The sequence below is a fragment of the Microbacterium sp. zg-B96 genome, from assembly GCF_030246865.1.
Lineage (GTDB): Bacteria > Actinomycetota > Actinomycetes > Actinomycetales > Microbacteriaceae > Microbacterium.
Genome location: NZ_CP126738.1, coordinates 1,975,036 through 2,000,191, shown reverse-complemented (window position 1 = coordinate 2,000,191; position 25,156 = coordinate 1,975,036). Strand labels below are relative to the sequence as shown.

Annotated in this window: 26 protein-coding genes and 1 riboswitch; of the genes, 9 read left to right on the top strand and 17 right to left on the bottom strand. The window is 70.7% G+C overall.

Features of this window, described 5'->3' with window-relative positions; genetic code table 11:
- Window positions 1–28: 28 nt before the first annotated feature.
- The 6 genes from QNO11_RS09380 to QNO11_RS09355 form a co-directional block, all read right to left on the bottom strand.
- The gene (locus QNO11_RS09380; RefSeq protein ID WP_257508529.1) at window positions 29–364 is read right to left on the bottom strand and encodes a hypothetical protein; all 336 of its coding nucleotides are present in this window, start codon (window positions 362–364) and stop codon (window positions 29–31) included.
- A 61-nt stretch (window positions 365–425) separates the two neighbouring features.
- The gene (locus QNO11_RS09375) at window positions 426–1,094 is read right to left on the bottom strand and encodes a DUF4166 domain-containing protein (protein ID WP_257508530.1); all 669 of its coding nucleotides are present in this window, start codon (window positions 1,092–1,094) and stop codon (window positions 426–428) included.
- Window positions 1,091–1,720 (bottom strand): SRPBCC family protein, encoded by a 630-nt coding sequence (locus tag QNO11_RS09370; protein ID WP_257508531.1) that lies wholly within the window; start codon window positions 1,718–1,720, stop codon window positions 1,091–1,093. The genes QNO11_RS09375 and QNO11_RS09370 overlap by 4 nt, the downstream gene beginning before the upstream one ends.
- A gap of 70 nt (window positions 1,721–1,790) precedes the next feature.
- The gene (locus QNO11_RS09365) at window positions 1,791–2,366 is read right to left on the bottom strand and encodes a DUF3618 domain-containing protein (RefSeq protein ID WP_257508532.1); all 576 of its coding nucleotides are present in this window, start codon (window positions 2,364–2,366) and stop codon (window positions 1,791–1,793) included.
- Window positions 2,363–2,776, bottom strand: coding sequence for a phage holin family protein (locus tag QNO11_RS09360; RefSeq protein ID WP_257508533.1), 414 nt, complete (start codon window positions 2,774–2,776; stop codon window positions 2,363–2,365). Before QNO11_RS09360 ends, QNO11_RS09365 begins: the two co-directional genes overlap by 4 nt.
- Window positions 2,754–3,473: a hypothetical protein gene (locus QNO11_RS09355; RefSeq protein ID WP_257508534.1), complete on the bottom strand. Its 720-nt coding sequence runs from the start codon at window positions 3,471–3,473 to the stop codon at window positions 2,754–2,756. Before QNO11_RS09355 ends, QNO11_RS09360 begins: the two co-directional genes overlap by 23 nt.
- A 167-nt stretch (window positions 3,474–3,640) precedes the next feature.
- Here QNO11_RS09355 and QNO11_RS09350 point away from each other — a divergent pair, with 167 nt between their 5' ends.
- From QNO11_RS09350 to QNO11_RS09335, 4 genes are all read left to right on the top strand, one after another.
- Window positions 3,641–5,338, top strand: a complete 1,698-nt coding sequence (locus QNO11_RS09350) for a long-chain-fatty-acid--CoA ligase (RefSeq protein ID WP_257508535.1) — start codon at window positions 3,641–3,643, stop codon at window positions 5,336–5,338.
- A 218-nt stretch (window positions 5,339–5,556) separates the two neighbouring features.
- Window positions 5,557–5,766 (top strand): heavy-metal-associated domain-containing protein, encoded by a 210-nt coding sequence (locus QNO11_RS09345; protein WP_257508536.1) that lies wholly within the window; start codon window positions 5,557–5,559, stop codon window positions 5,764–5,766.
- 10 nt (window positions 5,767–5,776) lie between these two features.
- Complete coding sequence (locus tag QNO11_RS09340; RefSeq protein ID WP_257508537.1) at window positions 5,777–8,038, top strand: heavy metal translocating P-type ATPase; 2,262 nt, start codon at window positions 5,777–5,779, stop codon at window positions 8,036–8,038.
- A 4-nt stretch (window positions 8,039–8,042) separates the two neighbouring features.
- A complete protein-coding gene (locus QNO11_RS09335; protein WP_374113806.1) occupies window positions 8,043–8,360 on the top strand; it encodes a metal-sensitive transcriptional regulator in 318 nt (105 codons plus the stop codon).
- A gap of 4 nt (window positions 8,361–8,364) precedes the next feature.
- Here the strand turns inward: QNO11_RS09335 and QNO11_RS09330 are convergent, their stop codons facing one another.
- Window positions 8,365–8,850, bottom strand: a complete 486-nt coding sequence (locus QNO11_RS09330) for an Lrp/AsnC family transcriptional regulator (RefSeq protein WP_257508539.1) — start codon at window positions 8,848–8,850, stop codon at window positions 8,365–8,367.
- Window positions 8,851–8,962: 112 nt separating this feature from the next.
- Between QNO11_RS09330 and QNO11_RS09325 the strand changes: the two genes are divergently transcribed.
- Window positions 8,963–10,177 (top strand): trans-sulfuration enzyme family protein, encoded by a 1,215-nt coding sequence (locus tag QNO11_RS09325; RefSeq protein WP_257508540.1) that lies wholly within the window; start codon window positions 8,963–8,965, stop codon window positions 10,175–10,177.
- Between the two features lie 43 nt (window positions 10,178–10,220).
- On the opposite strand, the gene adhP is transcribed toward QNO11_RS09325, so the two are convergent.
- Entirely contained in the window at window positions 10,221–11,240 is a 1,020-nt protein-coding gene (gene adhP / locus QNO11_RS09320) for an alcohol dehydrogenase AdhP (protein ID WP_257508767.1), read from the bottom strand.
- A 223-nt stretch (window positions 11,241–11,463) separates the two neighbouring features.
- On the bottom strand, window positions 11,464–12,012 hold the full coding sequence (locus QNO11_RS09315; RefSeq protein ID WP_257508541.1) for a type 1 glutamine amidotransferase domain-containing protein: 549 nt from the start codon (window positions 12,010–12,012) through the stop codon (window positions 11,464–11,466).
- Window positions 12,013–12,137: 125 nt separating this feature from the next.
- Between QNO11_RS09315 and QNO11_RS09310 the strand changes: the two genes are divergently transcribed.
- A complete protein-coding gene (locus QNO11_RS09310) occupies window positions 12,138–12,266 on the top strand; it encodes a hypothetical protein (protein WP_257508542.1) in 129 nt (42 codons plus the stop codon).
- Window positions 12,267–12,275: 9 nt separating this feature from the next.
- Here the strand turns inward: QNO11_RS09310 and QNO11_RS09305 are convergent, their stop codons facing one another.
- Both QNO11_RS09305 and QNO11_RS09300 read right to left on the bottom strand, forming a co-directional pair.
- The gene (locus QNO11_RS09305) at window positions 12,276–13,754 is read right to left on the bottom strand and encodes a DHA2 family efflux MFS transporter permease subunit (protein WP_257508543.1); all 1,479 of its coding nucleotides are present in this window, start codon (window positions 13,752–13,754) and stop codon (window positions 12,276–12,278) included.
- A 4-nt stretch (window positions 13,755–13,758) separates the two neighbouring features.
- Complete coding sequence (locus QNO11_RS09300; protein WP_257508544.1) at window positions 13,759–13,944, bottom strand: hypothetical protein; 186 nt, start codon at window positions 13,942–13,944, stop codon at window positions 13,759–13,761.
- Between the two features lie 42 nt (window positions 13,945–13,986).
- Here QNO11_RS09300 and QNO11_RS09295 point away from each other — a divergent pair, with 42 nt between their 5' ends.
- The gene (locus QNO11_RS09295; RefSeq protein ID WP_374113807.1) at window positions 13,987–15,939 is read left to right on the top strand and encodes an ABC transporter ATP-binding protein; all 1,953 of its coding nucleotides are present in this window, start codon (window positions 13,987–13,989) and stop codon (window positions 15,937–15,939) included.
- Here QNO11_RS09295 and QNO11_RS09290 read toward each other — a convergent pair.
- From QNO11_RS09290 to QNO11_RS09265, 6 genes are read right to left on the bottom strand one after another with little or no spacing between them, the layout of a single operon-like run.
- Window positions 15,904–16,860 carry a glycosyltransferase family 2 protein gene (locus QNO11_RS09290; RefSeq protein ID WP_257508545.1) on the bottom strand — a complete coding sequence of 319 codons (957 nt, stop codon included), beginning with the start codon at window positions 16,858–16,860 and terminating at the stop codon, window positions 15,904–15,906. The genes QNO11_RS09295 and QNO11_RS09290 overlap by 36 nt on opposite strands.
- Window positions 16,857–17,999, bottom strand: a complete 1,143-nt coding sequence (locus QNO11_RS09285; RefSeq protein WP_257508769.1) for a cysteine desulfurase family protein — start codon at window positions 17,997–17,999, stop codon at window positions 16,857–16,859. Before QNO11_RS09285 ends, QNO11_RS09290 begins: the two co-directional genes overlap by 4 nt.
- Before the next feature lie 7 nt (window positions 18,000–18,006).
- On the bottom strand, window positions 18,007–18,861 hold the full coding sequence (gene nadC / locus QNO11_RS09280) for a carboxylating nicotinate-nucleotide diphosphorylase (protein WP_257508546.1): 855 nt from the start codon (window positions 18,859–18,861) through the stop codon (window positions 18,007–18,009).
- Entirely contained in the window at window positions 18,861–20,411 is a 1,551-nt protein-coding gene (gene nadB, locus QNO11_RS09275) for an L-aspartate oxidase (protein ID WP_257508547.1), read from the bottom strand. Before nadB ends, nadC begins: the two co-directional genes overlap by 1 nt.
- Window positions 20,408–21,736 carry a quinolinate synthase NadA gene (gene nadA, locus QNO11_RS09270; protein WP_257508548.1) on the bottom strand — a complete coding sequence of 443 codons (1,329 nt, stop codon included), beginning with the start codon at window positions 21,734–21,736 and terminating at the stop codon, window positions 20,408–20,410. Before nadA ends, nadB begins: the two co-directional genes overlap by 4 nt.
- A 10-nt stretch (window positions 21,737–21,746) precedes the next feature.
- Entirely contained in the window at window positions 21,747–22,424 is a 678-nt protein-coding gene (locus tag QNO11_RS09265) for an NUDIX hydrolase (RefSeq protein WP_257508549.1), read from the bottom strand.
- Window positions 22,425–22,543: 119 nt separating this feature from the next.
- Here QNO11_RS09265 and QNO11_RS09260 point away from each other — a divergent pair, with 119 nt between their 5' ends.
- Together QNO11_RS09260 and gcvT are read left to right on the top strand one after the other, a co-directional pair.
- The gene (locus tag QNO11_RS09260) at window positions 22,544–23,737 is read left to right on the top strand and encodes a MarP family serine protease (RefSeq protein WP_257508770.1); all 1,194 of its coding nucleotides are present in this window, start codon (window positions 22,544–22,546) and stop codon (window positions 23,735–23,737) included.
- A gap of 39 nt (window positions 23,738–23,776) precedes the next feature.
- A riboswitch (glycine riboswitch) is annotated at window positions 23,777–23,873 on the top strand.
- Between the two features lie 168 nt (window positions 23,874–24,041).
- A complete protein-coding gene (gene gcvT / locus QNO11_RS09255; RefSeq protein WP_257508550.1) occupies window positions 24,042–25,151 on the top strand; it encodes a glycine cleavage system aminomethyltransferase GcvT in 1,110 nt (369 codons plus the stop codon).
- Window positions 25,152–25,156: the final 5 nt, after the last annotated feature.

Below are 25,156 nucleotides of genomic sequence, written 5' to 3'. Positions count from 1 at the left end.
GGTGGCGGAGTATAAGCGCGCGCTGGTGTCACCCGGCCGTGCTCGGGCGCACGTGGCAGGGCTCCGGATGCACATACACCTGCACGCGCACGTTCCGGGAGACAGAGGTGTCGCGTCGGGCGGGCACCTGCACGATGCGCCACGTCGTGGCTGTGGCATCTACGGGCGCGCCGATGACGGCGCTTCCGTCGGGATCCCGCCGCAGCACGCGCCACCCGTCGGTGGGAGCCGCGGTGGCCGACCCGGCATCCAGACGCGCGCCGAACTCGGTGAGGACGGCTTCGATCCCACTGCCCGAGGCACGCAGAGACTCCGGTTCGACATCCAGCCAGCCGAGCCGCGCGTGACCCTCGTGCGCGTGCATGACGCGATGGTCGCATACGAGTGCGTGCGGTGCCACCGGGGGAGCGAACCGACGCCGACGTTCAGTGGCGACGTTCGTGGCGCCGCGGCTTCAGGCGCGGGGGAGCGTCGCTTGCGGGAATCCAATCGCACGTGAACGAGCCTCGGTAGCCGAAAAGGAAGCCGAAGCGATCGTTGTGCACTTCCAGATCGATGTGGAAACGGCCGTCCCGTTCATCGAACCGCTCGCGCAGGCGTGCCCTGCCGCTGAAGAGCATGGGGAATCGGAACGCGATCGGACCCTCGTAGAACCGTTGCGCGTCCGAAGTGAGAACCAACCCGCCCTCGTCGTCGACGGTCAGGTCGAGGTCGACAGCGAGGTGCTGATGGGTCCCCAGGTAGTCCACGATGCGGTCGCCGACGAGGATCATGGTCGCGTCGAATCGGCGCTGCCTGCCGTGGATGTCGTAGCCGCGCACGAAGGTGACCGTCTCACGGCCGAAGGGATCCCGGTACGGGAAGTTCTCGATGCGGAAGGGCACCTGGGTACCCACATCGGGGATGAGGATGTTGTGCAGCCGCCCGATCTGCAGGAACGGCACGGTCCACCACGGGCCACGGCGGATGATCGCCATCTCGCCGGTGCCGATGCACGCCTCGGCGGAGGACAGTCCCACGCCGAAGCGTCGTTGCATCATCGGATGCAGCCGCGCGAACTCCGCTCCCAGTGCGCGCTCGAAGATCGAGGTCATCGAGCGGGCTCCGGGTCGGGGAGCGCGGCGAGCGTGGCCGGCGCTGTGCGCAGATGATCGTCACGGCGGGAACCGCCGAGCGGGGCGCGGCGGCACCGCGCCGCGCGAGGTCGGTCGGAGCGCCAGAACCACAGCACGCTGCGCAGCGGCCAGCGCTCTGGGCCTTCGCCGTGCTCGAGCCAGATGCGAAGCCGGTCGAAGCTCCACGCAGTGGCCCACCCCAGCACCGGGCGCACGAGCAGGTCCGGGAGACGCCCCCAGCCGGGCGCGTAGTCGTACCCGGTGATGAATCGCGTACCACCTGCCACCGGCGTGTACCGCCAGTATCCGCGGCCGGTGCGGATGGGGGAGAGTCGATCCTCGGTGGCGAACCGCAGCGCTGACGTGCGCGACCCATCTGGTCGCGAGGTTTCGCCGAGACTGACACCCGTGCCCGCCACGGTGTGCAGCGGGACCCGCCGGGTATAGGCGAAACGGGTCGCACCCGCGGGTGTGTGTCCGGTGGGCCGGATCTCCGAGAAACGCACGTCCCAGCGGCCGTGCTGGGCGGCATCCTGCGTCAGTGTCCAGACGTCCGCGATGGGCGCGCCGATGGTGATCTCGACATAGATGCCCCGGCGCCCCACGCTCAGAGCGTAGCCACACCACGAGGGGCGGAGCCCGCGACGCGCGGTCTCCGCCCCTCGGATGAACGGCTCAGCTGCCGGAGAGGTGCTCCCGGCCCTGCTGCGCCTGGTCCTTCACGTCGGCCGCGGCCGTCTGTGTCTCGGCCTTGACCGTTTCCGCGGAGTCCGTAGCGGCATCCTTCACCGCCGTCGCGGCATCCTGCGCAGGACCCTTCAGGTGCTCGCCCATGTCCTGAGCGACCTGCGTCGCCTCATCGACGAGCGGCTGCGCCTTCTCCTTGACGTCTGCTGCGACCTGCTTCTCCTTCTCGGATGCCGGAATGAGGGAAGCCACCAGCAGGCCCGCCCCGAAGGCGATCAGCCCCACGGCGAGAGGATTGCCCTCGGCCTTGGCGACGACGCGATCCTTGGCATCGCCGACCTGGCCGATTGCCGAGGAGCCTGCGCCTGAGATCGATGATCCGGCGTTGTCGGCGGCGCCCATGACGCGCTCACGCACTGATCCGACCGCCGTTCTGACCTTGTCGGTCTGGCGGTGCACAATCTTGGACGGGGACACCTTGTCTGCCAGGGCATCGACGTCGCCGCCGAGTTCTGCTCTGGTCTGTTCGATGTCTGCGCGGATCTGTTCCGGTGAGTCGCTCATCGGTTCTCCTCATTCCTCTTCAACGTTTCGGGTATCTCTTTGAGGGTCTCCACGGTCTGCGGCGCCCCCTCGACTTCCTTGAGCTTGCGGCGGCCGATCACGTACAGGATCCCCGCGATGATCGCCCACAGCACGGCGACGATCACGGCGGACCAGCCGCCGCCGACGAGTGTTCCCAGCGCCCACCACAGCGCCACGGACAGGAAGAAGATCGCCATCAGCGCCGCGTAGCCGGCACCGCCGAGCAACCCTGCGCCCTTGCCGGCCCGGCTGGCCGACTGTTTGATCTCCGCCTTGGCCAGCTCCACTTCCTGACGCATCAGCGTGGAGATGTCCCGGCTGACCTCGCCGAGCAGGTCTCCCAGCGACGTGGTCGCCGCCTTCTGCTCAGACGGTGTCGGATCGGACATCCCGCACACCCTCCCCGGACAGTGCGCCGCCACGCGTGGTCGACTGATCGAACAGCGGGGTCTCCGCCGCTGCGACGACCGGTGCGGGCGTCGACGGGACCACCGGTGCGGCGGTGCGGGCCGCGGCGGGCGCCGCCGGCGCGCTCTGGCGAGCGTCGGCCGCGTCGGACGCGTCGGACGCGTTGGCGGCGAGGGCGCGCGTGAGGCGGCCCACCACGACGCCGGCGATGGCGGCGCCGATGATGAAGGTGCCCGGCTTGCGCCGCGCGTACCGCTTGACCTCGGTGACCACGGCGGCGGCGTCTCGGTCGCCCAGCCACGATGCGGCGCCGGAAAGTCGTCCCGCGACCTGGCGGACGAGGTCGGCACCGACGCCCGGGTTCTCGGCGTTCGCCGACATCGACTCCAACTCCGAACTCACTGACTGCAGGCCGGATGCCACGCGCTGTCGCTGCGCGTTGGCCTGATCCTGCACCTCGCGCTGCGTCTGTGCGTAGAGCTGCTTGGCCTGTGTCCCCGCTTCGCCGATCACCGTGGACGCTTCGTCCTTGACGGTGTGAGCGACACCCGACGCCTTGGTGGCGGCGGTGTCCTTCAGGTCGCTCGCTTCCCCCTTCGCGGTGTCGAGCTTGCTCGACGCGTCGCCGCGGGCGGCGTTCGTTCCGGTCGGTGAGCCCGACCCATACATCTCCGACATGGTTGCCCCTCTCGAGCCGGCGGATCTCCCGGCTTGTGCCCTTCCTACGTCGTTCGACCCGAGGAGACAGCCCCCCTTGCCAGATCGGACGAAGCATGCACACCGGCGCGCTGTCAACAGACGCGGGCGCGTAAATAGCACGGTCGCCGTGGGGGCAAGATAGAGACATGTCGAGCAACCTCTTCCAGTCGCGACCCTGGCTAGCCGCTTATGCAGAGGGTGTCCCCGCTGAGATCGACGAGCCGACGCAAACGCTTACGGAGATGATCGAGGCTGCCGTGAAAGCGCACGGTCGCCGCCCCGCGCTGGAGTTCTTCGGCGAGGTGACGACCTACTCCCAGCTGGGTGAGCAGATCCAGCGCGCTGCCGAAGGTCTGCGGCGACTGGGCGTGGGCAAGGGGGATCGCGTCGCGATCGTGCTGCCCAACTGCCCGCAGCATGTTGTGGCGTTCTATGCCGTGCTGCGGCTGGGCGGGATCGTCGTGGAGCACAACCCGCTGTACACGGCCCGGGAGCTGCGCCATCAGTTCGAAGACCACGGCGCGTCCGTCGCGATCGTCTGGGACAAGGTCGTCGACACGGTCGCCGACTTCCCGTCCGATGTGCGGCCGGCGCGCATCATCAGCGTAGACATGACCGCCGCGCTGCCGCTGGTCAAGCGCCTCGCCCTGCGCCTGCCGATCCCGAAGGCGCGGGAGTCCCGCGCGCAGCTGAGCAGCCCACCGAAGCTGCGGCATCCGATCACCTGGAAGCGGCTCCTGGATCATCCCCGACTGTCGCACCGCGTCGCCGGCCCGGCGCTGGAGGACATCGCGGTGCTGCAGTACACCAGCGGCACGACAGGCACCCCCAAGGGGGCGATCCTCACGCACGCGAATCTGCGCGCCAACGCGATGCAGGGCCGGGCGTGGGTGCCGGGCCTCGTCGATGGCCAGGAGACCTTCTACGCGGTGCTCCCGCTGTTCCACGCGTACGGCATGACGCTGTGTCTGACCTTCGCTATGAGCATGGGCGCGAAGCTGGTGCTCTTCCCCAAGTTCGACGTCGGCCTGGTGGCGGATGCCGCGCGCAAGAGTCCGCCCACGTTCCTGCCTGCTGTGCCGCCCATCTACGATCAGCTGTCACGCGCGGCGTCGCGGGGCACCGTGGACCTCTCCAAGGTGCGGTTCGCGATCTCCGGCGCCATGAGCCTGCCGGTGGCCACGGTGCGGCGTTGGGAAGAGGCCACCGGAGGGCTGCTCGTCGAGGGCTACGGCATGACCGAATCATCGCCGGTGGCGCTGGGCAACCCCATGGGCCCCACGCGCCGACCGGGCACGGTCGGGGTTCCCTTCCCGAGTACCGAGATGCGGATCGTCGACCCGGACAATCCCGACACCGACCGGCCCCTGGGCGAGACCGGCGAACTGCTCGTGCGCGGCCCGCAGGTCTTCCAGGGATACTGGGGTCGTGCGGAGGAGACTGCGGCGACGCTTCTCCCCGACGGCTGGCTGCGCACCGGGGACATCGCCTCGGTGTCACCCGACGGGTTCGTGACCATCGTCGACCGCATCAAGGAACTCATCATCACCGGCGGCTTCAACGTGTCTCCCAGTGAGGTGGAAGACACGCTCCAGTCCCACCCGGACGTCGAGGAGGCCGCCGTGGTCGCGCTCCCGCGTTCACACGGCGGCGAAGACGTCGCCGCCGCCGTCGTCCTGCGCGACGGGGCCAAGCTCGATCCCGAAGCCCTGCGGGACTACTGTCGCACCCGGCTCGCCGCGTACAAGGTTCCCAAGCGCATCGTGCAGATGACCGACATGCCCCGTTCGCTCATCGGAAAGGTGCTGCGACGCGAGGTGCGCGAGCGGATCGTCTCGCCGTAGCACCGGAAGGCCGGGAGGCGGCGACGACCCGAACGTCGCCGCCTCAACCGGGGTCTTTAGCGGGTGTTCCCAGATTAGAGGGGGCGCAGTGCGCGGGGTACTGGATTGACCTGGCGGCCACGCTCTGCTAGGCCGAATATATACCCTGGGGAGGTATGTCGGCAGTAGACTGTGTTGGTACCCCTCTGGGGTATCAATCACGTCGACAGCGAGGACGGATGATGACGAGCGAATTCCAGGTGACGGGCATGTCGTGCGGCCACTGCGAGGCCGCCGTGCGCGGCGAGGTCGCGAAGATCGCGGGCGTGGACGTTGTTGAGGTGAGCGCGCAGAGCGGCAGACTCCTCGTCTCATCTTCGGTGGCGCTGGATGACGCCGACATCATCGCCGCGGTCGACGAGGCCGGCTACGTCGCCACCCGCGTCTGATCGGGGCCGCATGACGACCTTGGGCGGTGACCTGCAGCGCTTCGAGCTCGAGATCGGCGGGATGACCTGCGGGTCGTGCGCCGCCCGTATCGAGAAGAAGCTCAACCGCCTCGACGGAGTGTCGGCGACGGTCAATTACGCCACCGAGACGGCGCAGATCACCGGTCCTCGCGCGCTGGATGCCGCAACCGTGATCGCCGAGGTGGAGCGCACCGGTTACACCGCGACGCTGCCCGCGGCGCCTGAGAGCGACGCCGAGGCCGCCGACGAGGACCCCGACCTGCGCTCACTGCGCCAGCGGCTGGTCGGCTCGATCGTGCTGTCCGTGCCGGTGATCCTCATGGCGATGATCCCTGCCCTGCAGTTCCCGAACTGGCAATGGCTCTCGCTGGTGCTCGCCGCTCCCGTGGTGGTGTGGGGTGCGTGGCCGTTCCACCGCGCCGCGGGGATCAACCTGCGCCACGGTGCGGCCACGATGGACACGCTCATCAGCCTCGGCACATCCGCGGCGCTGCTGTGGTCGCTGTACGCGCTGTTCTTCGGCACCGCAGGCATGACCGGGATGACCCACCCGTTCTCCTTCACCGTAGGTACGGCGGATGCCGCCGGCGACATCTACCTGGAGGTGGCCGCCGGGGTGACGATGTTCGTCCTCGCCGGACGCTACGTCGAAAAGCGCGCGAAGCGCAGCGCCGGTGCGGCACTGCGGGCACTGCTCGAGCTCGGCGCGAAGGATGTCGTGGTGCGCCGCGGCGGCGTCGAGGTGCGCATCCCGGTGACCGATCTGCGCGTGGCTGACGAGTTCGTGGTGCGACCAGGCGAGAAGATCGCCACCGACGGCGTGGTGGTGTCCGGGTCCTCCGCGGTGGATGAATCGATGCTCACCGGTGAGTCGTTGCCCGTCGAGGTGACCGAGGGCGATGCGGTCACCGGAGCCACCGTGAACGCCGGCGGCCGCCTCATCGTGCGCGCCACCCGCGTGGGTGCTGACACGCAGCTCGCGCAGATGGCGCAGCTGGTGCAACAGGCGCAGTCCGGCAAGGCCGAGGTGCAGCGCTTGGCCGACCGCATTTCGGCGGTGTTCGTGCCGATCGTCATCGTCCTGGCGCTGCTCGCCCTGGCGGGCTGGATCATCGTGGGTGCTCCGCTGGGCAATGCCTTCACCGCCGCCGTCGCGGTGCTCATCATCGCCTGCCCCTGTGCGCTGGGGCTGGCTACCCCCACGGCGCTGCTGGTCGGCACCGGCCGCGGCGCGCAGCTGGGTGTGCTGATCAAGGGACCCGAGGTTCTCGAGTCCACCCGCCGCGTCGACACGATCGTGCTCGACAAGACGGGCACCGTCACGACGGGACGCATGAGCGTGATCGACGTGGTGCCGGCGGACGGGGAGGATGCCGACACCGTGCTGGGGTTGGCAGGTGCCGTCGAGCACGCCAGCGAGCACCCCATCGGCAGGGCGATCGCGCAGGCCGCGGCGGACCGAATCGGGGAGCTGGCAGGGGTCACCGACTTCCGCAATACTGCGGGCAAGGGCGTCAGCGGCATCGTCGACGGGCACGCCGTGCTGGTCGGGCGTGCGTCGCTGCCGGCGGAGCGGCTGCAGCCAGATGACCGGATGTACGCGGTCGTGGCTGCGGCGGGCGAACGAGGTCAGACCGCGGTCCTCGTGGCCTGGGACGGGCAGCTGCGTGGGGCGATCGTCGTCGCCGACAAGCCCAAGCCCACCAGTGCCGCCGCCGTCGCGCAGTTGCGCGGGCTCGGGCTCACCCCGATCCTGCTCACCGGCGACAACCAGGCGGTCGCCGCGCATATCGCCGCGCAGGTCGGAATCGACCAGGCGATCGGTGACGTGCTGCCCGCCGACAAGGTGGCGGTGATCGCCCGGCTGCAGGCCGAGGGGAAGGTCGTCGCGATGGTCGGTGACGGCGTCAACGACGCTGCGGCGCTCGCCCAGGCCGACCTGGGCATGGCGATGGGCACCGGCACCGACGCCGCGATCGAGGCGGCAGACATCACCCTCGTCCGCGGCGACCTGCGTGCCGCCGCCGATGCCGTGCGGTTGTCGCGACAGACTCTCCGCACGATCAAGGCGAACCTTTTCTGGGCGTTCGCGTACAACGTCGCCGCGATCCCGCTGGCTGCGCTTGGTTTGCTCAATCCCATGATCGCCGGCGCCGCCATGGCCTTTTCCAGCGTCTTCGTCGTGGGCAACAGCCTGCGGCTGCGTCGCTTCCGATCGCTCGTGGCCGCGCCGGCGAGCACCCCGCATTGAAGGGATGGATGCCATGTCCACCACCGCACACGACTCACACACGCACGGTTACATCACCGACAAGGACAAGTACCTCAACCGTCTCAAGCGCATCGAGGGGCAGGCCCGGGGGGTGCACAAGATGATTGCGGAGGAGAAGTACTGCATCGACATCCTCACGCAGATCAGTGCGCTCACCAGCGCCTTGAACTCCGTCGCGGTCGGTCTGCTCGATGACCACCTGAAGCACTGCGTGGTCGACGCGGCGCGTCTGGGAGGAGACGAGGCGGATGCCAAGGTGGCCGAGGCCACGGCGGCGATCGCCCGGCTCGTGCGGTCCTGACTTCTCAGCGTGCCGCGAGCACGCCGACGCCGTCGCGCCGCTCGAAGACGAGATGCGTCTCGGTGGATCGCACGCTCGGATGCACAGTGATGTGCTCGAGCACGAGGTCGCGAAGGGCGTGCGCGTCGGCGGCCGCCACGTGCAGTACGAAGTCGTCCTCACCGGCGACGTGGAAGACCTCGATCACCCCGGGGATCTCGGTGAGCGCCTGGAACAGCTGGGTGACACCCGCCTTGGTGTGGCTTCCCAGGCGGACGTTGATGACGGCGCGCAGGGGGAATCCCAGGGCCGCGGTGTCCACACGCGCTCGTGTGTCGACGATGAGTCCCCGCCGCCGCAGGGTGCGCACGCGATGCGCGCACGTCGACTCGGCCAGGTGCAGACGGCGGGCGAGGGCCTTGTTCGTGATGTCGGCGCGGTCGCTGAGAAGGGCGAGGATCGCGAGATCGATGTCGTCGATGTCGTGGGCATCGGCTTGTGATCTGGGCAACGGCGCGCCTCCTCGAGCAACGGACGCCGCACGAATCGCGGCATCCGGGGGTGGCAACAGCGTAGTGTGCGGACTTCGCGCCGACCTGCCGCGTTCCGAGCATCATGGCGGCATGCACCCGCACTGGCATCCCGACACCGTTGCCGTACACGCCGGACGTGACGACCTCGCCGCGCTGGGCGTGCACGCCCCGCCCATCGACCTGTCCACCACCAACCCGCTGCCGGGCATCGAGCGGGGCGGCGACTCCTATGAGACCCTCGCCACCGGTGGCCGCCCGCCCGAGGACGGCAGCATGGTCTACGCAAGACTGTGGAACCCCACCGTCGCCCGCTTCGAGGACGCCCTCGCTCGCCTGGAGGGCGCCGAGGCCGCCGTAGCGTTCGCCTCGGGCATGGCCGCGGTGACAGCGGCGATCCTGGCGCACACGCGAGCCGTCGGGCGGCCGCACATCGTCGCGGTGCGCCCGCTCTACGGCGGAACCGATCACCTGCTGGCCAGCGGTCTGCTGGGCACCGAGGTGACCTACTGCACCGAGGCGGGCGTTGCGGCGGCGATACGAACCGACACGGGGCTGGTGGTACTGGAAACCCCCGCGAACCCGACGCTCGACCTCGTCGACATCGCGGGCGTCGTCGCTCAGGCACAGGACGTGCCGGTGCTCGTGGACAACACGTTCGCCACCCCGGTGCTGCAGCAGCCGCTCGCCCTGGGCGCAGCGATGTCGCTGCACAGCGGCACGAAGTACCTGGGTGGTCACGGCGATGCCATGGCCGGTGTCATCGCGTGCTCGGAAGCGACGGCAGAGGGGTTGCGCCGCGTGCGCGCGATCACCGGTGCGCTGCTGCATCCGCTCGGCGCCTATCTGGTGCACCGCGGCCTCGCGACGCTCCCGGTACGGCTGCGCGCCCAGCAGGAGAGCGCGCGTCAGCTCGCCACCTGGCTCGACGCGCACCCCGCGGTCGCGCGCGTGCACTACCCGGGCCTGCACGGCGACCCCCGCGGCCTGCTGCGCAGCCAGATGCACGGCGGCGGCGCCATGATCGCCATCGAGCTGGAGGGCGGCTCCCCGGCGGCCGCGGCGGTCGCCGGGGAGGTGCGCTTGTTCACCCACGCCGTGTCGCTGGGCGGGGTGGATTCCCTCATCCAGCATCCGGCGGCCCTCACTCACCGTCCGGTCGCGGCGACGGCGCGGCCGTCAGCGGCGCTGCTGCGCCTGTCGATCGGACTGGAGGACGTGCAGGATCTCCGAGGCGACCTGGACGCCGCACTGCACGGCGCCGTCGCACCGTCCCCCGTGACGCAGCGTCAGCCGCTGGAGGTGTGACCCTGTGCGGGAGCGGCCATATCGCGGCCGCCCCGCACCGGGCTCACGCCGAGGCGTACCGCATGACGATGCGGCCCTCGATCTTGCCCTCCTCCATGCGGTGGAAGATGTCGTTGATGTCGTCGAGGCTCTCCACCTTGATGGTGGGGTGGATCTCGCCGCGGGCGAAGAAGTCCAGCGCCTCCACCATGTCCTGACGGGTGCCCACGATCGAGCCGCGGATGGTGAGCGCGCGCAGCACGGTGTCGAAGATGTCGGCGGGGAACTGCCCCGGGGGCAGACCCACGAACACGACGGTGCCGCCGCGGCGGGCCATGCCAGTGCCCTGTGCGAATGCCTTCGGGTGCACCGCGGTCACCAGCACGCCGTGGGCGCCGCCCACCTGCCGCTGGATCTCCTCGGCGGGGTCGGCGGTGGCGGCGTTGACGGTCACCTCGGCACCGTGGTGCCGGGCGAGGGCGAGCTTGTCGTCGTCGATGTCGACGGCGGCGACGCGCATGCCCATCGCCCGCGCGTACTGCACCGCGATGTGCCCGAGACCGCCGATGCCGGAGATCACGACCCACTCGCCGGGCTTCACCTCCGTCATCTTCAGCCCCTTGTACACGGTGACGCCCGCGCACAGGATGGGGGCGACCTCGTCGGGGTCCACGCCCTCGGGGATGCGGGCGGCGAAACGCTCGTCGACGAGCATGTACTCACCGAAGCTGCCGTCGACGGAGTAACCGCCGTTCCGCTGCTCGGGGCACAGGGTCTCCCACCCGGTGCGGCAGAACTCGCACACGCCGCAGGCGCTCCACAGCCACGCGTTTCCGACCTTGTCGCCCACCGCGAGGGTCGTGACACCTTCGCCGAGTGCGACCACTTCGCCGTACCCCTCGTGGCCGGGGATGAGGTCAGCCTTCGGGGGCACCGGCCAGTCACCGCGGGCGGCGTGCAGGTCGGTGTGGCAGACACCACTGGTGATCACACGCACGAGCGCCTGGCCGGGTCCCGGAGTGGGGATGGGGACCTCGGTCACCGTCAGCGGCTGGTCGGGGGCGGTAACGACGGCGGCACGCATCATGCCGCCGGGGACAGAGCCGCGGTCGGTGGTCCCGGCCGCGTTCGTCATCGGGTTCATGACAAGTCACTTCCTTCGGACGGACGGTCGCCGTCCCTCGACCCCGCAGTATACTCGCGTGGTCAGACCACAGCAATGGATGCCCACGAGACAGTGGACTCGGTGCCGGGACGCGAAAGCGGCGGCCCACCCGTGGCCGCCGCTTTCCGAGGTACGCGTCGGGTCAGGCGGTCTGACCCGAGTGCGCGCCCTCTGCGATCTCTTCGACGACCTTCGCGGTGAAGGCGGGGAGGTCGTCGGGCGTGCGGCTGGAGACCAGTCCGGCATCCACCACGACCTCCTCGTCGAGCCACGTCGCGCCGGCGTTGCGCAGGTCGGTCTTCAGGCTGGGGTAGCTGGTGATGATGCGTCCGTCGAGCACGGCGGCGTCGGCGAGGATCCAGGCGCCGTGGCAGATGACTCCGACGGGCTTGTGCTGCACGAAGAAGTCACGGGCGAACGCGACAGCCTTTTCGTCCATGCGCAGGTGGTCGGCGTTCACCACACCGCCCGGGAGCACCAGCGCATCGAACTCCGCGGCGCTCGCGTCTGCGACAGGCAGGTCGACGTCCTGCTCATGGCCGTTCTTGCCCGCGATGCTCCCGGTTGCGGGGGAGACCAGCACCGCGGTTGCTCCGGCATCGGTCACCGCCTGCCAGGGGGCGGTCAGCTCGCTGTCCTCGAATCCGTCGGTCAGCAGGAACGCCACGCGCTTGCCGGTGATGTCAGTCATCTCGTCGTCCTCTCGTCGGATGGCCGGGCGTTTCCCGGCACCGCCACGGTAGACACGGGACGCCTCGGATGCCGAGGGGTTGCGTGCGGCGAGCCGGTGGCCTACGCCGGGACTAGCATGAGGACATGACCACCACGAACCCTTCCACCACGCAGCCCCTCCAGCCCGTCAGCGACGACAAGAACCTGCTTGCCCCCGCACAGGAGAGCACGTGCGCCTGCGGTGGAAACGGTGGCGGCTGCGGCGGCAACTGACCCGACAGGTCAATGCCCGACCGGCACCTCCTCGAGCGTGTCGGCGGGCTTGCGGATCAGCACCGCCCCCACGAGCAGGGGCAGGGCGATGATCGCCGCGACGAGGAACGCCGCCCGTGATCCGGCCGCGCCCGCTGCGGCATCGGTCGCGCCTGCCTGAGCGGCGGCGGTCGATGCGGCGGACATCGTGGTGATGAGCACGGCGATCCCAGCCGCTCCGGCCACTTGCTGCACGGTGGCCCCCACCGCACTGCCATGCGAAAAGAGGCGCGGCGGGAGCGAACCCAGCGACGCGGTGAACAGCGGCGTGAACGACAGCGCCAGTCCCAGCGACAGCGCGGTCTGACCGATCGTCAGCAGCCACACCGGCGTGGTCTGCGACAGCAGTGTGAACAGCCACAGGACAGACACGACGATCACCGCCCCCGGGATCAAGAGCACCCGGGTTCCCCAGCGGTCGTAGATGCGGCCGATCACCGGTCCCGCCAGGCCCATCGCGAGCGCGCCGGGAAGCACGACGAGCCCCGATTCCAGTGCCGACAGCCCCAGCACGCCCTGCGCGTACAGCGGCAGCACCGTGATCACGCCGAAGAACGCCATCGCCATGATCGCCAACTGCGCGATCGACAGCGAGAAATTCGCCGAACGGAAGACCCGCAAATCCAGCAGGGCGTCGTCCACGCGGTGCAGCCGCAGCTGGCGCCAGACGAACAAGCCCAGCGCGCTCACACCGATCACCAACGAGACCACGAGGGTCACCGTCGATGCCGCTGCGGCGGCCGCGGCATCCGCACCGTGCCCGCCGCCGCCGATCCGGCTCAGGCCGTAGACGAGCCCGCCGAAGCCGAACGCCGACAGGATCACCGACAGCACATCCAGGGGAGCCGCGGTCGGCTCGCCCAGGTTGTGGATCCAGCGCGCCCCGACCGCGAGCGTGATCAGGGCGATGGGCAACACGACTCCGAAGTTCCATCGCCAGGACAGCGCGTCCAGCAGGAAGCCGGACAGCGCGGGACCGATCGCGGGGGCCAGCGCCGTCACGACGGTCACCCGCCCCATCATGCGGCCGCGCTGGTTCGCCGGGACGACCGTCATGATCGTGGTCATCAGCAGCGGCAGCATGATGGCCGTACCGGATGCCTGGATGACGCGCCCGAGCAGCAGCACCGGGAACCCGGGTGCGATCAGGGCGACCGCGGTGCCCGCGGAGAAGAGGCTCATCGCCGTGACGAACACGGCGCGAGTCGTCAGTCGCTGCAGCAGGAACCCGGTCGTGGGAATGATGATCGCCATCGTCAACATGAACGCCGTGGTGAGCCACTGCGCCGCGACCGCGGTGATGCCCAGATCCGCGATCAGGTGCGGGATGGCCACGCCCATCGTGGTCTCGTTGAGGATCGCGACGAATGCCGCTGCCAGCAGCAGCCAGATCACTCGCTCCGCGCCTGCCTGCGCCCGATCGGAAGTTGCCGCAATGGCCGCGGTCATATGGCTACTCGGTGGTATCCAAGTCCTGGGAGCCGGGCGCGTCCGTGGGGGTCGGCTCGGGGGCATCCTCGTTGAGCTTGGCCGGCGAGGGACTGACGAGTTCCTCTTCCGGGATCTGCTTCAACGCGTCGATCTCCGCGCGGAGTTCCTCGAGGGCCGACCGGTCCGCTTCATCGGGGGTGGAGGTCATGCCGACACCCTAGTCCTGCAGCGTGCGTCGTAGGCTGGACGGATGAGTATGGGCGGCGGCGGAGGCAGACCAGGCGGCCCAGGCGGCGGATTCCGCGGCGTCGACGAATCGGCCCAGCGCAGGCTCAACGCCCAGGCACCCCGCATCCCCGGGTTGGGCAATCGCGTGCTGGCGCTGTTCCAGCCCTATCGCGGCCGCATCGCGGTCACCGGAGTGCTCGTGGTCCTCGGAGCGGGGTTGGCCGTGGTGCCCCCGCTGCTGGTGCAACGGGTCTTCGACGACGCGCTGTTCCCGGTGGACGGCAGCGGGCCGGATCTGTCGCTGCTGCTGCGGCTCGTTGCCCTCATGATCGCGCTCTTCCTCGCCTCGGCGGGACTTGGAGTGGTGCAGACGTGGCTGACCGCCACCGTCGGCAACAAGGTCACCGGCGACCTGCGGGTGCGGCTTTTCGACCACCTGCAGGCGATGGAGCTGGCGTTCTTCACCCGCACCAAGACCGGGGTCATCCAATCCCGCCTGCAGAACGATGTCGGCGGGGTCTCCGGGGTACTCACCAACACCGTCACCAGCATCCTGGGCAACGCCGTCACCGTCGTCGCATCGCTGGTGGCGATGATCCTCATCGACTGGCGCCTGACGATCATCGCCGTCGTGATCATGCCGGTGCTGGTGCTCGTGCAGCGCAAGATCGGGCAGGTGCGGGCGCGGATCGCCGGTGAAACGCAGGAGTCCTTGTCGGAGCTCACCTCGATCACGCAGGAGACCCTCAGCGTTTCCGGCATCCTGCTGTCGAAGTCATTCAACCGCCAGCGCACCGAGTCGGCCCGCTACCGCACCGAGAACCTCAATCAGGTGGGACTGCAGGTGCGGCGCGCGATGAGCGGCCAGGGGTTCTTCGCCGTCGTGCAGGTGCTCATGTCAAGCGTGCCGGCGGTGATCTATCTCGTCGCCGGTTACCTCATCGTCGGCGGCAGCCCCGACATCACGGCGGGCACGATCGTGGCGTTCACCACGGTGCAGGCTCGGCTGCTGCAGCCGCTGATCGGGCTCATGCGCGTCGCGCTGGACCTGCAGACCTCCGCGGCGCTGTTCGCGCGCATCTTCGAGTACCTCGACCTCAAGCCCGCCATCCGCGACGCCCCCGACGCGATCGACGTCGCCGCGGCGCCGGGACCGGCCGGGCGGGTGGAGTTCCGCGACGTGGTGTTCCGCTATCCGGATGCCGCCGGCGATAGCCGCCCGACGTTGGACGGGGTGTCGTTCGTTGCCGAGCCGGGCCAGCACGTCGCGTTCGTCGGACCGTCGGGGGCGGGCAAGACCACGGTGCTGTACCTGGCGCCGCGGCTGTACGAGGCATCCGCCGGCGCGGTGCTGTTCGCCGGGGCCGACGTGCGGCGGCTGCGGCAGGAGTCGCTCATCGACCAGGTGGGCATCGTCTCGCAGGAGACCTACCTGTTCCACGCGACGATCCGCGAGAACCTGCGCTATGCCAAGCCCGACGCCACGGATGAGGAACTGACCGCCGCGTGCACCGCGGCGAACATCCACCACATCATCTCCGGGTTCGCCGACGGCTACGACACGATCGTGGGGGAGCGGGGCTACCGCCTCTCCGGCGGCGAGAAGCAGCGCATCGCGATCGCGCGGGTGCTGCTGAAGGACCCGCCGGTGCTGCTGCTGGACGAGGCGACCTCCGCCCTGGACACCGTGTCCGAGCGCGTCGTGCAGGACGCGCTGGATGCCGCGGCGCGCGGCCGCACGACCCTGTCGGTGGCCCATCGCCTCTCCACCGTGATCGGCGCCGACGTCATCCACGTCGTCGAGGCGGGCCGGATCGTGGAGTCGGGCACGCATGCACAGCTGCTGGAGGCCGACGGGCTGTACGCCAAGCTCGCCGAAGAGCAGGTCGCCGCGTCCCGCGTGCTGCAGAGCGAGCAGGCGCTGAGCCGGGAAGCGGGCTCAGAGCAGCAGCGCGGCCCCCGCCAGGTGCGATGACCGCTCGTCCAGGTCGGTGTGCGCGCCGCCGCGCGACCACACTTCGCGGGTGAACGCACCCAGCGCGCGGCGGTACGCGTCGTCGGGGTGGATGCGGGCGATCTCCACCAGCGGCGGCAGGTCCATCGCCAGGATCAGTCGCACTCGCGAGCGCACCGCGGCGGCGTGACCGGCGGCATCGAGCACATCCAGACCCTCGACCATCGCGGCCAGGTAGTCCCGCAGCACCGGCAGCGCGCTCTTGCCCTGCGTGATCGAGGAGCCGTCGGCGCGTTCGCGCCACTGCACCACCACTTCGGGTACCGTGTCGAATCGGCGGGCGCGGCTGTACATCTGCTGCGCGACGATCTGGTCCTCGTACAGGCGCCCGTCCGGGAAACGAAGTCCCGCGCGGCGCCAGAAGTCGGTGCGGCTCACCTTGGACCACGCCACGATGTTGCCGGAGGCCTCCGGATGCTCGTCGATGGTGGTGCCGTGGCGGGCCGGATCGGTGGCAGCGCTCACCCACGGCTGCACCGGGCCGGGGGCGTAGCCGCCGGTGGCATCCGGGCTCAGGCGCACATACGCTCCCACGGCGAAGTCGCTGCCGGTCTGCTCGAGCACGCCCACCAGCCGCTCCAGCGCGGTGGGGGCAAGCACGTCGTCGGCGTCGAGGAACCCCAGGTAGGGCGTGTCGACGTGGGCGAGCCCGGTGTTGCGGGCGGCAGCGAGGCCGCGGCGCTCGTCGTGACGCACGAGCCGGAAGCGCGGGTCGGATGCCGCGGCGGCGGCGAACACGTCGCCGGTGGCATCCGTCGACGCGTCGTCGACGAGGATCGCCACCCAATCCGGCAGGGTCTGCGCGCGCAGCGAATCAAGGGCCTCGATGGCGTACTCGGCCACGTCGAAACCGGGCACGATGACCGTGATCGCTGCGTTCACGAGCCCGATCGTACCGCCGCGACGGCGGCGGCCACCGCGGCGCAGAGCGTCGCGGGCTCAGGGAGCGGGCCGTGGCCGAAGGTGAAGCGCACGGCGGTGCGGGCGAGGTCCGCGGGGACGCCCAACGCCTGCAGCACGTGGGAGGGCTCGTCGCTGCCGGCAGCGCACGCCGACCCGCTGGAGGTCACCACGCCGCGCCGCTCCAGTTGCAGCAGCACCGCCTCGCCACTGGTCCCGGCGAAGGTGAAGCTCGCCGTGCCGGCAAGACGGTGCGTGGCGTGGCCGGTGAGCCGGGCGGCGGGGACGGCGGCGAGCACCGCGGCGATGAACGCGTCACGCACCGCGGTGACGCGCGACGCGGCATCCGCTCGCTCGGCCTCTGCCGACTCCAACGCGTGGGCGATCCCCACGGCGCCGGCGACGTTCTCGGTGCCGCTGCGCCGACCCCGCTCCTGCCCGCCGCCGTGTACGAGGGGCTCCAGCGGGATGCGGCCGCGCACCGCGAGCACGCCGATGCCCTTGGGGGCGCCGACCTTGTGGCCGGCCAGCGACAGCGCATCCGCGCCGGTGCCCGCAAGCGGCAGCCAGCCGGCGGCCTGCACCGCATCGAGGTGCACCGGCACCCGGTGGGTGGCGCAGGCGGCGGCGAGGGCGGCGGCATCCTGCACCGTCCCGACCTCGTTGTTGGCGGAGCCGATCGACACCAGCGCGGTCTGCGGCCCCAGCTCGGCGGCGAGCCGGCCCGGGTCGACGCGGCCGGTCGCGTCAACGGGGAGCAGGGTGAGGTCGAACCCGTGCAGGCGCCGGAGGTAGTCGCACGAGGCCAGCACCGATTCGTGCTCGATCGGGGTCGTGATGAGCTGCGTCCTGCCGGGGTGCGCTGCCCGGGCGGCCAGAGCGATGCCCTTGATGGCGAGGTTGTTGGCCTCGGTGCCGCCGGCGGTGAAGACGACGTCGCCGGCGCGCATGCCCAGCGCTCGCGCCACCCGGGCGCGCGCATCGGTCAAAGCGGCGGCGGCGTCCTCACCCACGGTGTGGTGGCTCGACGGGTTGCCGTAGGACTCGGTGAGGTACGGCATCATCGCCTCGAGCACATCGGCACGCACCGGCGTCGTGGCGGCGTGATCGAGGTACAGCAGCGGCATGTCAGTCCTCCAGGCTCACATCCAGGCCCAGGTCCAGCGCACGGGCGGAGTGGGTGAGCGCGCCGACCGAGATGACATCGACGCCGGTCTCGGCGATCGCCCGCACCGTGTGGAGGTCCACCCCGCCGGAGGCTTCGATCGTGGCGCGGCCGGCGACGGCGGTGACCCCTTGCCGCAACTGCTCGAGCGTGAAGTTGTCGAGCATGATCGTGCCGACCCCCGCCGCCAGTACGGCTTCGATCTGGTCGAGACGGTCCACTTCGACCTCGACATGGGTGGTGTGCGGCAGTCGCGCGATCGCGCCCTGCAGCGCCGCCGTCACCGACATGCCGTTGCGGGTGAGCACGGCGAGGTGGTTGTCCTTGACCATGACGGCATCCGACAGCGAGAAACGGTGGTTGTGGCCGCCGCCGTTACGCACGGCGTGACGCTCGAACGCCCGCAGCCCCGGCGTGGTCTTGCGGGTGTCTGCGATACGAGCCCCGGTGTGGGCCACTTCGGCGACGTACAGCGCCGTGAGGGTGGCGATCCCGCTCATGCGCTGCGCGAAGTTGAGCCCCACCCGCTCCGCGGTGAGCACGGCACGCGCCGGTCCGGTCACCAGTGCCAGGGGGTCGCCGGCCCGGAACGCCTCGCCGTCCTCCACCAGCAGCACGACGTCGCAGCGCGGGTCGGTGAGGCGGAACGCCGCCTCGAACACGTCGCCGCCGGAGAAGAGGCCGTCTTCCCGGGCGACCAGGGCGCCCCGGGCTTTCGCGGTCTCGACGATGAGGGTGTCACTGGTGATGTCGCCCCACGGGGCGTCCTCATCGAGGGCGGCACGGACGGTTCGGTCGATGACGGTGCGAGTGAGCATCAGGCGCTTCCTTCCAGGGCGGGGATGGGGTCGGGTGCGGTCACGCCGTCCCGGCGGAAGTGCGCTCCCACCGATGCGGCGCGGGCGCGGGCGGCGGCGACGACGAGTTCGGCCACGAGCAGCAGGTTCGCGTCCTCGTGCTCTGAGACGGTGCGGGGTGCGGATGCCGCGTCGCGCCACGCGGCGATGACCGCGGCGGCGCGGGCCAGCCCGGCCTCGTCACGCTCGACCCCGGCATCCGTCCACATCACCCGCTGCAGCGCCGCCCGTGCGAACGGCTCGCCCCCGGGCTGCGGCTCCTGCGGCTCCGGGAGCGGTTCGGGTGCGGGGGCGGCGGGCGCCGTCGCGGGCCAGGGGAGGAGGGCATCGGCGGCCATCACGTCGCCGGCACGCGCGCCGAACACCGCGCCCTCCAGCAGCGAGTTCGAGGCGAGCCGGTTCGCGCCGTGCACGCCGGTGCGCGCGGCCTCGCCGACGGCATACAGCCCGGGCACGCCGGTGCGCCCGCACAGGTCGGTGTCGATGCCGCCCATGAGGTAGTGCGCCGCCGGGGTCACCGGGATGGGTTCGCGCGCCCAGTCCCAGCCGCGGGCACGCACGGCGGCGTCGATCGTGGGGAAGCGCTCGGCGAGGAATGCGGCGGTGGCAACGGGGGTCGCGCGGATGCCGGTGGCATCCAGCCGCACCGGACGCCCACCCTGCGCCGCCATCTGCCGCACGATCGCGCGGGCGACGACGTCCCGCGGCGCGAGCTCGCCGTCGGGGTGGGCGTCGAAGGTGAACCGGCGGCCGGTGTCGTCGATGAGCACGGCGCCCTCACCCCGCACCGCTTCGGAGACGAGGAACGCCTCACCTCCGGCCAGGACGGTGGGGTGGAACTGCACGAACTCGAGGTCGCTGACGGCGGCGCCGATCCGCAGCGCCGCAGCGATGCCGTCGCCGGTGGCCACGAGGGGATTGGTGGTGTGCGCATACAGCTGACCCACCCCGCCGGTGGCGATCACCACTGCTCCGGCGTGGATGCGCACCTGTCCGCCGTCACCCTTCAGCACGTCGACGCCGGTGACGCGGCGGGAGGTCACCACGAGGTCCTCCAGGAACGCGTGCTCGATCACCCGGATGTCGGCGGCGCGCACCGCCGCGACCAGGGCTTGTTCGATCTCCAGCCCGGTGGCGTCGCCGCCGGCATGCACGATGCGCGGGTACGAGTGGGCCGCTTCCAAGCCCTTGAGGTAGGTCCCGTCGGCGGCGCGGTCGAAGGCGACGCCGAGCTCCGCGAGCTCGCGGATGCGCTGCGGGCCTTCCGTGGCGAGCAGCAGCACCGCCGCGGGGTCGGCCAGCCCGGCCCCGGCGGCGAGGGTGTCCTGCACGTGCGCGTCGACGCTGTCGTCGTCGAACAGCACCCCGGCGATGCCACCCTGCGCGAACCGCGTGTTGGCGTGCCCGAGTGTGTCCTTCGTGACGAGAGTCACCCGGCATCCCGCCGCCGTCGCGTGCAGCGCGGCAGCCAGCCCGGCGATGCCGGAGCCGACCACGACGACGCTGGTCACGACCCCGCCCCGGGTCTGGCGGCCAGCATGCGCTCCAGCGCCACGCGGGCGGGGTCGGCGACCTCCGGCGGCACCGTGATGCGGTTGACGATCTGCCCGGCAACGAGCGATTCCAGCACCCAGGCGAGGTAGCCGGGGTGGATGCGGTACATCGTCGAGCAGGGGCACACGACCGGGTCGAGGCAGAAGATCTCGTGCTGCGGATGCTCGGCCGCCAGCCGCTGCACGAGGTTGATCTCGGTGCCGATGGCGAAGGTGGACGGTTGCGTGGCGGCTTCGATCGCCTTGCGGATGTAGTCGGTGGATCCCGATTCGTCGGCGGCATCCACCACCGGCATGGGGCACTCCGGGTGCACGATCACGCGCACGCCGGGGTGCTCGGCGCGGGCCTTGTCTATCTGGTCGACGGTGAACCGGCGATGCACCGAGCAGAACCCGTGCCAGAGGATCACCCGGCTGCCGGTGAGCGTCGCGGCATCCGTCCCGCCCCACGGCTTGGTCGGGTTCCACATCGGCATCTGCTCCAGCGGCACGCCCATCGCCTTGGCGGTGTTGCGGCCGAGGTGCTGGTCGGGGAAGAACAGCACCCGGCGGCCCCGCGCGAACGCCCACTCCAGCACGGTGCGCGCATTCGACGACGTGCACACGATGCCGCCATGGCGCCCGACGAATCCCTTGATGGCCGCGGAGGAGTTCATGTACGTCACCGGGATCACCGGTACCAGCCCGTCGGTGCCGGGGGTGTCCATGTCGCCGAACAGCTCCTCGAGCTGCTCCCAGCACTCCTCGACCTGGTCGATGTCGGCCATGTCGGCCATCGAGCACCCGGCGGCGAGGTTCGGCAGGATCACCGCCTGGTCGGGGCCGGAGAGGAGGTCGGCCGTCTCGGCCATGAAGTGCACGCCGCAGAAGACGATCGCCTCCGCCTCGGTGCGGGCCTTGGCAGCACCGGCCAGCTGGAACGAGTCGCCCACATAGTCGGCGTGACGGACGACCTCTTCGCGCTGATAGAAGTGGCCGAGCACCACCACGCGGTCGCCCAAAGCGTCCTTGGCGGCGCGGATGCGCTCGTGAAGTTCGATGTCGGGTGCGTCGCGATACAGCTGCGGCAGTTCGCCCTGGCGGGGTGCGCCGGTGGGGATGACGTCGCCCATGGACGCGCCGGGTCCGTAGCCCGGGCGGGTGTCGAAAGTCCACGGGCCGGCGGCCAGGTCGGTGTTGCAGGTCGAGCCGGCACCCGTGCCGGCGACGATCGACTGGATCTCATGGTCGACGCTCGGGTCGGCCGGCGGTCGGGGCTGCAGCGTCAGGATGGTGGCGGTCATGACGGTTCCTTCAGCGGGGGAGCGGGCCGCGGTCGGCCAGCTCCAGGTCGTGGTTGGAGCGGTACAGCCGTGCCGGCCGGTGGCTGCCGGTGCGGAACTGCTCGGTGGGGATGAGGGTGGCGGAGTTCTCCACTTGGCGGCGGAAGTTGGCCGGGTCCAGCCGGCGCTCCAGGATCGCCTCGTACACCTCGCGCAGCTCGGCGAGGGTGAACTCCTCCGGCAGCAGACCGTGGGCGATGCGGCTGTAGCCCACCTTGTTGCGCAGGCGCCACAGTGCGTACTCGACGATCTGGCTGTGGTCGAACGCCAGCGGCGGGAGGGATGCCGCGTCGAACCAGGCGACGTTGTGCTGTGCCTGGGCCGCCTCGGCCTCGTCGGGGCGCACCAGGGCCCAGTACACGATCGACACGACGCGGCTCGGGGATCGATCCACCGCGCCGAACGCGTAGAGCTGCTCCAGATAGCTGGGGGCAAGACCGGTGGTCTCGGCGAGGGTGCGGGCGGCCGCGGCATCCAGGTTCTCGGTGACGTCGAGCCACCCGCCCGGCAGGGCCCACCGGCCCTCGTAGGGGTCGCGGGTGCGCCGCACCAGGGGCAGCACGACGCTCGCGGCGTCCGCGCCGGGGAGGCGGCGCAGGCTGAAGATCACCGTGGAGACGGCAACGCGGCTGTCCGATGTTTGTGTCATATTGACCCTAAGTCTCGAAACCGATCTTAATGTCACTCTGACCTGAAGTGCAACCCCTCCGCCTGCGTCGCGATCACAGCCGCGTCGCCTACGCTGGCGCGACGAGGGAGGTCGTGCCGATGGTCATCGACATCGTGGTGGTCGCGGTCCTGGTCGTAGCGCTGGCGCTGGGGCTGCGCAGCGGCCTGCTGGCGGCGCTGGGCGCACTCATCGGCCTGACGCTGGGCGCCCTCCTGGCGTACTGGGTGGTGCCGATGGTGCTTCCGGTGCTCAGCGACGTGCTGCCCTCGGCGGGGTGGCGCAGCGTCGCGATCGTCGTCGGATCGATCGCGCTGGTGGCCGGTGCCGCCCTGGCCGGCTCCGCCGTCGGTGCCGCCGGCCGCCGCGGCGTCGAGCGCATCCGCCTGGGGTGGCTCGAGCGCATCCTCGGGGGCGCGCTGAGCGTGGTCGTCGCGGCCCTCGCGGTGTCGCTCATCGCCCAGACGCTGGTGGTCGCCGGCATCCCTCATCTGTCCGCCGCGGTGTCCTCCTCACGGGTCGTGCGCGCCATCGACTCGCTGACCCCCGCACCCGTCGACGCCGCGCTCGCGCAGGTGCGCGGTGCGTTCCTGGAGGAGGGACTGCCGAGCCTGGGCGACCTGTTCGGACCCGGAGTCATCGTCGACCCCGGGCAGCCGGCGCCCGACGTCGCGCTGGACGACCCCGCACTGAACGAGGCGGCGCAGTCGGTCGCCCGGATATCGGGAGTGGCGTATGCGTGCGGCACGAGTTCCACCGGCACCGGGTTCGTCGCCGCAGCCGACCGCATCGTCACCAACGCGCACGTCGTGGCCGGGGTGACCGATCCCGTCGTGGAACTGCCGGGGGGAGCCGCCCGCCAGGGCCGCATCGTGTACTTCGACGCCGTCGACGACCTCGCCGTCATCGCCGTGGACGATCTGGACGTCGCCCCGCTCGCGGTCGCGCCGACCCTCGCGACCGGCGACGAGGGTGTGGTGCAGGGGTATCCGTACGGCGGCCCCTTCACGATGACCGGCGCCCGGGTGCTCTCGGTCGGGGTCGTCGAGGTGCCCGACATCCACGACGCCACCAGGGCGCCGCGGGAGATCTACGCGCTCGCCGCCGCCGTGCGGCCGGGAAACTCCGGTGGGCCGCTGCTGACGGCGACGGGAGACGTCACCGGGGTGGTCTTCGCCCGCGCTGATTCGGGGGAGGACATCGGGTACGCGATGACCCCCGCGAAGCTCGCGCCCGTCGTCGCGCAGGCCCCGGCGCTGACGGCGGCGGTGTCGTCGGGTTCCTGCGCCGACTGACGCGCCGCTATGCTGTCCGGACAAGTCGATATCGGCCCGACGACCCCCGCGGGAGAGCTCCGGCACCACGTGTGCCGGGCACCGAAGGAGCAAGCCTCCCCGCCAATCTCTCAGGTACGCGTACCGCGCAGGTCTGGGCCACTCTGGAAAGCGATCCGCGCGCGCATGCTGGCGCGGGTCCGCCGACGGTGAAAGCGCCGACATCCCGCTCGTGGATGGCGACGTGAAACTCTCAGGCCGATGACAGAGGGGGAGTTCTCAGGCGTCGGTCCCGGCGTCTGCCCGTTCCATCTCGGGAGAACTCATGACCGGACCCCGCTATACGACACTCCGTGACCGGCACGATGCGCTGGGGGCGGCGTTCACCGACTTCGGCGGGTGGATGATGCCGGTGCGCTACTCGTCCGACCTCGCCGAGCACCACGCGGTGCGGCACGCTGCGGGACTGTTCGACATCTCCCATATGGCCGAGTTCATCGTCGAGGGCGATGATGCAGGGGCGTTCCTGGACTACGCGCTCGCCGGACGCGTATCGACGCTGCCGCTGGGCAAGGCGAAGTACTCGCTCGTGCTCACCGAATCGGGCGGCATCGTCGACGACGTCATCGTCTACCGCCTCGACGATGGCTGGTATCTCGTGATCGCGAACGCGGGCAACCGCGTCGCCGTCGCGCAGGCGTTCGCCGAGCGCGCCGAGGGCTTCGCCGTGGCGGTGGAGGATGCCACCGACAGTTTCAGCCTCATCGCGGTGCAGGGCCCGGCCGCCCGCGGCATCCTCGAAGCCACCGCAGGCATCTCGGGGCTGGACCGGCCGCTGTCGGAACTGCCGTACTACGCCGCCGCCCGCGGGGAGTTCACCGGTGAGCCGCTGCTGGTCGCCCGCACCGGCTACACCGGGGAGGACGGCTTCGAGCTGCTGGTGCCGAACGCCGTCGCCGGCGACCTGTGGGATGCGCTGCTGGCGGCCGGCGCGCCGCACGGCCTGGTTCCGGCGGGCCTTGCCGCCCGCGACACGCTGCGGCTGGAAGCGGGCATGCCGCTGTACGGCCACGAACTCTCGCTCGACATCGTGCCCGCCCAGGCAGGGCTCGGTCGCGTCGTCGCGGCCGACAAGCCCGCGTTCGTCGGAAAAGCGGGCCTCGGCGCCGTGGTCTCCGCCGACGCGCCGGTGCTGGTCGGCCTCACCGGCGACGGCAAACGCGCGGGGCGCGCCGGCTACGCCGTGTACGACGGCGACCGCGCGGTCGGAGAGATCACCAGCGGCGCGCTCAGCCCCACACTCGGGCACCCGATCGCGATGGCGTTCGTCTCACCCGCCATGAGCGCCCCCGGCACCGACCTGACCATCGACGTGCGAGGCACGCGCCTCCCCGCCACCGTGACCGCCCTGCCGTTCTACCGGCGCGCCCAGTAACACCG